Genomic DNA, 859 nt, shown 5'->3' on the forward strand with positions numbered 1-859 from the left:
AAGTTCATCCATAATACACAGGGCGTTATACCAGTAAGCATTGATTTCCACAGGCTTGCCGTGACGGGGTGTGGGAAGAATATCTCCTACCCGCACGTCCATCCAGGTTACCTGCCACAGCCCTTCTCCTGACTGGATCAGACCGTCCTCATCCATATGGATTCCATAGTCGGTTCCCTCCCGGTAAGCTTTTATGATCCGCTCCATCACCGGATACATCTCCCGGACAAACGCTTTGTCCCCGGCAGCCTGATAATAAAGATACACACAGTTGATAAACAAAAGCGCCGCATCCACCGTATTATAAAGGGGTTCGTTTCCGCCCTCCGGGAAAAGGTTTGGCATCAGCCCTCTCCGTTCATGAACTGCAAAGGTTCTGAGAATCTCCTTTGCCGTTTCATACTGACCGGTAGAAATACATATCCCCGGAAGGGCGATCATGGTATCTCTTCCCCAGTCCTCAAAAAACGGATAGCCTGCAAGAATGGTTCTTCCGTTGGTAGATTCCCTTCTGGAAACAAACTGGCTGGCGCTTTTTACCAGATCCTTTGCCATTTCCTTATGAAGTCCTGCTTTTGCTTCCAGAGCTTTGCGGTAAGTCTGCATTTCCAGAATGATAACGTCTGCATCCTGATCTGCATTTTCCATAGAGTATACCAGCTTCAGAATCTTTTCCTCACCCGGCTGAACGCTTTTTGTAATCATATGTCCGGACTTTGCAAGACCGGTCTCCCTTCGTCCGTCACAGGCGTCATAGCTGTAAAAATAGTTTTCCCGTATTTCTTCTGTATCACTCAGTATTCCGTTTGTCCGGAAATAAAGTGTCATTCCATTGGAAATAACCGCGCTTTCCGTATAC

Annotated in this window: 1 protein-coding gene; it reads right to left on the bottom strand. The window is 47.6% G+C overall.

Translation table 11 applies throughout. From position 1 onward, the window contains the following. The coding region (locus tag QVP40_RS12950) for an amylo-alpha-1,6-glucosidase (protein WP_288200573.1) at positions 1–859 on the bottom strand (859 nt) is incomplete at both ends.

The sequence above is a fragment of the Blautia sp. CAG:257 genome, from assembly GCF_000433815.1.
GTDB lineage: Bacteria > Bacillota > Clostridia > Lachnospirales > Lachnospiraceae > Blautia_A > Blautia_A caecimuris.